The 7,353-nt window shown below is 49.0% G+C and carries 2 protein-coding genes and 1 CRISPR repeat array; of the genes, one reads left to right on the top strand and one right to left on the bottom strand.

Annotated features, from left to right (window positions below):
- Positions 1-369: 369 nt before the first annotated feature.
- Entirely contained in the window at positions 370-1,470 is a 1,101-nt protein-coding gene (locus QUB39_RS05085) for a precorrin-8X methylmutase (RefSeq protein WP_333054282.1), read from the top strand.
- A 51-nt stretch (positions 1,471-1,521) separates the two neighbouring features.
- Positions 1,522-4,686: direct repeats of the CRISPR family, unit length 37 nt; unit sequence GTTTCAATCCCTGATAGGGAGTTTGGTTAATTGCGGC.
- Between the two features lie 278 nt (positions 4,687-4,964).
- On the opposite strand, the gene QUB39_RS05080 is transcribed toward QUB39_RS05085, so the two are convergent.
- A complete protein-coding gene (locus tag QUB39_RS05080) occupies positions 4,965-7,082 on the bottom strand; it encodes a DNA-binding protein (protein WP_333485019.1) in 2,118 nt (705 codons plus the stop codon).
- Positions 7,083-7,353 lie beyond the last annotated feature (271 nt).

The following is a 7,353-nucleotide window of genomic DNA, read 5'->3' as shown; positions in this document are numbered from 1 at the left end:
ATTTAATGTTTTAGTCGGTTTTAACCGACTTCTGCTATGAGGCGGGGAATTCATTCCCCGGCGGACTCTGGGTGAATTCGAGAATCAAATATACAATCAAAATCCCAAAATCCCATGCAATAAGAATAGTTGAGTCCGACAGTCCGACAGGGAATGAATTCCCTGTCTCATAGCGCAAGTCCTCTGGAAGAGGACTGAAGATGGCTGAGAATTGAATTTAATGTTTTAGTCGGTTTTAACCGACTTCTGCTATGAGGCGGGGAATTCATTCCCCGGCGGACTCTGGGTGAATGCGTGGGAATTGATTCCCCAGCGGACTCTGGGTGAATTCGAGAATCAAATATACAATCCCAAAATTCCCAAAATCCCATGCAACAATACCTGACAATCAAACAACTTACAGAAGCGGTAAAAGGCACAATTACCCCTCGGATGGTGCGACACTATCACGCTTTGGGGCTGCTATCTCCGGCGGTACGATCGACTTCTAACTATAGATTGTATACCCGCAGCGATGTGCAAAGGCTGCAAAGAATAGTGGCACTCAAGCAGCAAGGCTTTCAACTGTCTCACATCCGCAAACTGTTAGAAACTGACGCGGATGCTTCGCCTGACGCGCTGATGGCGACTCTGCAACGGCAATATCTGTCGGTTATTCAGCAAATTGTTCGCCTCAGAGAAACGGCTTCGGCGCTGGAAGGATTGCTGGGACGGGATATTTCCTGTCAAGCGGTGCAAGCGGACGCATTGGCGCAATTAAGGCTGTTGCAGGCGGAAACTGAGGGGGGGTGGGATGAGTTGGAACAATTTTGGGAGGGTTGGGATGCGGGGGCGCACACTCACCCGGAGGATTTTGGGGAGTCGTTGCAGCTTTTGTTGCCGGATTTGGCCGATCGCTCGGAAATTGAGGTAGACTTGCTTTCTAAACTGGTGTTAGCTTGCGGAGATTGTTCGCTGCTGCCGTTTGTGAAGTTGAGCGAAACGGCGATTAAATCGGCGCGGGATGCTTTGAAAAATCAGTGTCAAATTGTGGCTGATGTGCCGCCTGTTTTTGCTGCTTTGGATCGGACAAGATTGGCGCATTTGGGAACAAGTATTGCAACTTTAATTGATGACCCGCACATCAATGCTGCGGCGGAAGCGGAACAGGAATTCTGGCAGCAGCGTGAGTGGTTTGATAAGTTGTTGAAACTGGAAAAAGGATGTATATTGGTGATAGGATATGCGCCGTCTGTGCTGATGGCGGTTTGCGAGGCGATCGAGTGTGGGCAATTGCAACCGGCTTTGGTAGTTGGAATGCCGATCGGTTTTAGTCATTCTCCGGTGGCGAAACGGCGGTTAGTGCGATCGGGCGTTGCTTATATTACGACTGTGGGAACTTTTGGCGGCGGCTTGTTGGCGGCGGTTGCTTTGAATGCTTTGGTTGAGTCTTTGATTGAAAAGCCGAATTGTCACTGTCATTTGAAGTAAAGATGGGATTTAGGTTGGTTGTGACTTAATTTGTATTTTGCTCTTTCAGAGGTTTCAATCCCTGATAGGGAGTTTGGTTAATTGCGGCGTAACAATGGGACAGTTACTAGATGAAATTATAAGTTTCAATCCCTGATAGGGAGTTTGGTTAATTGCGGCCGGAAAATGGCGACGTGCAGGTATGGTTGCCGGAAGTTTCAATCCCTGATAGGGAGTTTGGTTAATTGCGGCGCTGTATAAACTGGGGTAATAAATAGGTCAGGGCAAGTTTCAATCCCTGATAGGGAGTTTGGTTAATTGCGGCCTGCTTGAGCCTTTTTGATAGCCGCTATCTGAGTTTGTTTCAATCCCTGATAGGGAGTTTGGTTAATTGCGGCCACCGCAGCAAATAGCAGCGCTAGAATCAGTCTACAGTTTCAATCCCTGATAGGGAGTTTGGTTAATTGCGGCAGCCAATCTTCAGAGATTATTTGGTGACAGATTTGTTTCAATCCCTGATAGGGAGTTTGGTTAATTGCGGCATGCTAGGCTGTACTGTGTTGCTGCTAGCTTTGATCGTGTTTCAATCCCTGATAGGGAGTTTGGTTAATTGCGGCTTACTCGGCTAATATTGCAATTACTGCTATTGGTGTAGGTTTCAATCCCTGATAGGGAGTTTGGTTAATTGCGGCCTAGCTGGGTTTTGTCTTTAAGGTAAAATATCCCTTATGTTTCAATCCCTGATAGGGAGTTTGGTTAATTGCGGCTTTGCAGATACCCACTTTTTGCACTTATCGGTATCGTTTCAATCCCTGATAGGGAGTTTGGTTAATTGCGGCTTCTGAGTTGTGTTGCCTGTAATCTCAGCCTGAATCGTTTCAATCCCTGATAGGGAGTTTGGTTAATTGCGGCTTATTGCTTGGGAATATTGGGACGCAGAATTAAAAGTTTCAATCCCTGATAGGGAGTTTGGTTAATTGCGGCATACCACTATCAAGCATTCCTTCTTGTAGCTTGGTTTGTTTCAATCCCTGATAGGGAGTTTGGTTAATTGCGGCAGCCGATCGCACTTCCCGCAGAAACCCCGGCACTGTTTCAATCCCTGATAGGGAGTTTGGTTAATTGCGGCTGCATAGCTTTAGTGCCATCCCAATCAACCATTTTTGTTTCAATCCCTGATAGGGAGTTTGGTTAATTGCGGCTAACTTGAAACTTGAAACCGCAACCAATCAATTTTGTTTCAATCCCTGATAGGGAGTTTGGTTAATTGCGGCCGAAATTACTTAATTTGATTGATGCTCTTCAAAAGGTTTCAATCCCTGATAGGGAGTTTGGTTAATTGCGGCCCAGAAGATTTTGGTGAGCATCCTGATGCAGCCGTTTCAATCCCTGATAGGGAGTTTGGTTAATTGCGGCGTTTTGCCCCGCGGTGGAGCTCAAAATGCTGGCTGGGTTTCAATCCCTGATAGGGAGTTTGGTTAATTGCGGCAGAGGAAGCTTGGGAGAACTTCGCAGAATTTCTGTTTCAATCCCTGATAGGGAGTTTGGTTAATTGCGGCATTTAATCACAGCCGCCAAAATCCAAGAAGCCCTAGTTTCAATCCCTGATAGGGAGTTTGGTTAATTGCGGCGCATCAGTGATTCCATGAATTTCTGTGCATCACGCTTTGGTTTCAATCCCTGATAGGGAGTTTGGTTAATTGCGGCTAGCTTGAGATATCAAGAGCCTCCAATAATGGCTCACGTTTCAATCCCTGATAGGGAGTTTGGTTAATTGCGGCGCGTAGCTCGCATCCCATTGGTGCGGCGAACATCGGTTTCAATCCCTGATAGGGAGTTTGGTTAATTGCGGCGGGCGGTGTTGCCGCAGGGCATAAGTCTTTGAGTGTTTCAATCCCTGATAGGGAGTTTGGTTAATTGCGGCCAGAAACGCAATGCCAACGAAAGAGCGTTTGCTGATGCTGTTTCAATCCCTGATAGGGAGTTTGGTTAATTGCGGCATTTTGGTAGGTACATATGCAGATGAGGGGTGACGTTTCAATCCCTGATAGGGAGTTTGGTTAATTGCGGCTATAAAAAAAATCAGTGGACAGGCTGGAATAAAGGTTTCAATCCCTGATAGGGAGTTTGGTTAATTGCGGCAATAAAAACTTTTCGATTCAGGATATACGGTAAAGCTTGGTTTCAATCCCTGATAGGGAGTTTGGTTAATTGCGGCCTGATAGGAAATATCTCCCAATTGCTTTAGCGGTGGGTTTCAATCCCTGATAGGGAGTTTGGTTAATTGCGGCTCTTCTATACCCACAAATTGAATGTCCATTAATCCGTTTCAATCCCTGATAGGGAGTTTGGTTAATTGCGGCGGCAGTAGTTTGGATGAAGCTGCAAGGTTGATCGTTTCAATCCCTGATAGGGAGTTTGGTTAATTGCGGCAGTATCTTCAATTGCAATTGATGCTTTTTGAATGGGAGTTTCAATCCCTGATAGGGAGTTTGGTTAATTGCGGCCTGGCTAGTAGATTTTCACTCTTTATACCCTCATATGGTTTCAATCCCTGATAGGGAGTTTGGTTAATTGCGGCTAGATTGCAAAATAAAGGCAAATGGTATGGTAGAGTTTCAATCCCTGATAGGGAGTTTGGTTAATTGCGGCAATTTGTCGCTTTCCGAGGTTACTACCAAATCCTGAAGTTTCAATCCCTGATAGGGAGTTTGGTTAATTGCGGCATCCCGGCGCGGGGGAAGGGGAAATCAAAATTCTGAGTTTCAATCCCTGATAGGGAGTTTGGTTAATTGCGGCAATTCGGCAGTCGAAGAAAGTATTAAGTCAATCTGTTTCAATCCCTGATAGGGAGTTTGGTTAATTGCGGCAAATCATGGGAGTGTTGGACTCTCGCGAAATCGGTTTCAATCCCTGATAGGGAGTTTGGTTAATTGCGGCCAGAAACGGCTGAAACCATTGACTTACATACCTTACAGTTTCAATCCCTGATAGGGAGTTTGGTTAATTGCGGCTCTTCTTTTTAATGTAGCCCTGTATGGGAAGTATGTCGTTTCAATCCCTGATAGGGAGTTTGGTTAATTGCGGCCGGAGACTTAATCAATCGATTTGCAAATTTTGTTCAACGTTTCAATCCCTGATAGGGAGTTTGGTTAATTGCGGCGAAGGATGAAACCATTGCAGAAGCGAGCGAGCAATGTGTTTCAATCCCTGATAGGGAGTTTGGTTAATTGCGGCCGCCCGTTCCAGAGGCTTTGCTGTATTTGGTTTTCAAGGTTCATTTGCGTCTGCATAAAACAAAAGTACCATTTCAGCCTTCGACTTGTCAATACCCAACTTTTCAGACAGCCCTCAAACCCTTGTCCCGCATAGATTTCAGCGATTGCGTCTACCATTTTATTGCTTGAAGGGCCTCTAACCCTTACAGCATCTACATTATAGCCCCCCAATTTAACACCTCGATTTTTACACCTACTCATAGACGCATTTTCCACCCAAAAACAGACATCAACCGATCACCACTTACCCAAAGCCCCCCAAACAGTACCCGAAACCACCCCCCAAATCGCCCCCAAACCAGCCCCCACGATCGCCCCCGCCACAGGCCCCAACTCCACCGGCACCCCAGCGCTAACAGCCGGAAACATCGCAGACACCCCCGCACCCAACACAGCACCCGCAAAAGTCCCCAAAAAACTGCCCCAAATCGCCCCCAAACTCCCACCACTTACACCCGAAGGCTGAAACGAAATCGGCAACTTCGGCGCAAACCCGCAAAAACCCAACAAACCGCCAGAAACCACACCTCCAACAGAACCGACACCAGCCGCCACGATCGCCACACCCAGCAGCAAACGCGCAAACTCATCCACCGGCCGCATCTGGACACCGTACTGCTGCCAAACCACCAGCCCAGCCCCCAAAAAAACACCAGCCAGAGTCCCCACAAACGAGCCCCAGACGGCCCCCAAATACCCTCCCCGTCGGCCCCACACCCTCCCCATCGGCAGCGCCAGAGGAGGCTGAAAACTCGCCCAAACACAGCCCCAGACAGCACCAACCCCCGCCCCAGCCAAAATCCTCTCCCCGATCCCCGGAGTGCTATTAATCGCGCCAAACACCGCACCGCCGATCGCCGCCAACAAAAAAGCCCCCCAAGACGCCCCCACCAAAACACCGCCCCACTTCCGCCAAATTTGATTCGGCGACAAAGTAAAAACCCCCCACATCACCCCAAAAAAACAGCCCCAAATCGAACCAACAAAAATCGCCCCCAAAATAGCACTGCCGCCCTCAGCTATTGCCGAATAAATCCCCCCGATCGCCGCCAAACACAAACTACCCCAAACACCACCCCAAGCAGCATCCTGAAAAATGCGCTCAAACTTGCCCAGGGGAACCCGAGGCGCAGGAGTCCGACTCCGAGAAGACATCGGCATCGGTAGCAACGGCACTGCGTACTGGCCCATGGGGCGTGGCAGCCCCGTGGATGGCTGTTGCCTGCGGACTGCGGGCTGGGGTACGACAGGCGGGGTTTGGGGCTTTTTACGCTTGATTTTCGCTGGCTGCAAGTGCAATCCGTGGCTGATTGCTTGCCGCGAAGGAAACGGATCGCGCCCTTTGAGGAGTTTTGCCCGATCGCACCAAGGACACCGACTGAGATGATTTCCGTACTTATGCTGACTGTTTTTGCTGCAAGTAACTAAAGCATCTTCCGCTTCCCGAATCGCATTCACCCAAGTTTTCGCATCCGGGCGCGCCGCAGGATTGCCGTGCCCTTCCTCAAAACAGCGGATAAACATCTGCCGCAGTCGGGGATGCAGCATCTCAAAAGGAGGCGCAGCGGGCATCGGGCGGTAGGGAATCCGTTTCGTACCTGTGGGGAAATGGCCCGATCGAATTCTCGCTTCCAAAGACGGTGGTTCATCGCTACCGAGATAAACTCCCGCAAACGGATGCGTACCTTCCATCAGCAATTGAAAAATTAATACCGCTAAACCGAACAAATCGTGCTCTGGAGATCGATCGATATCGCGGAAAGTCTGCCCCTGCAACTCCGGCGGCGTAAACTCCGGTTTCCCCACGGGACACCGATAAACGTAACCCGTATAAGGATCGCGGACTTGAAACGAATCCGTGTCCACCAGCGTTACCAATGCCGTATCCGTCACGAGAATGTTCGACTCGTTTACGTCACCGATGACGTAACCCCTGACGTGGAGGGCATTTACAGCCGAGGCGAGGTTTCTGGCGGTACGGTGGAGGTAAAGATAGCTAAATAGCGGTTTTTGTTCGCGCCTGGTTTTGGGAGTGTAGAAAGTGTGTACCGGCATCACTTTGTTGACGCGTGGCATCACAAAACCGACGATTTTTTCGCGCCCGCCGACAGTATGCAGCAAATCGATCGGCCAAGCAATGGAAGCGTGCCCGGGTTCCGCGATCGGCGCATCCGGCGGCATACTGAACATGACTGTGAGTTTGTCGCCGTCTTCGTCTGTCGGTTTGTGGTAGATTTTTGCTACAAGGGACGAGTCTTGGGCGATCGGGTAGATGCGACCTTCACCCCCACTGGCGATCGCGGTTTTGGTGTCGATCGCAATCAGTTGTCCGCTAAATTGGCGCTGCAACTGCATAGAATTCGCTTAGGGTATGGGGGCATCAATCGATTTTAGATTTGAGATTTTGGATTTTAGATTAAAGAAAGCTACCCCACTGATAAATCCGTAATTCTATTTTATTGTGGGGAGTAGGGGTTGGGCAGGAGAGCCCGCCCTGGAAAATTCAGCAACAGGCTACGAGGGACTGTTCCACGATAATTCTATTTTATTGTGGGTTGGGCAGGAGAGCCCGCCCTGGAAAACTCAGCAACAGGCTAGGAGGGCCTGTTCCACAATAGTTCAATTT

It is taken from the genome of Microcoleus sp. AT8-B5 (assembly GCF_036705565.1).
In the GTDB taxonomy this organism is placed as follows: domain Bacteria; phylum Cyanobacteriota; class Cyanobacteriia; order Cyanobacteriales; family Microcoleaceae; genus Microcoleus.
Note: the sequence above shows the minus strand (reverse complement) of the source record. Positions and strands in the feature narration are given on the sequence as shown.

Excerpts from the sequence above, each read along its gene's own strand:
- QUB39_RS05085 (WP_333054282.1), top strand. The coding sequence starts at position 370 with ATGCAACAATACCTGACAATCAAACAACTTACAGAAGCGGTAAAAGGC.
- QUB39_RS05080 (WP_333485019.1), bottom strand. The coding sequence starts at position 7,082 with ATGCAGTTGCAGCGCCAATTTAGCGGACAACTGATTGCGATCGACACC.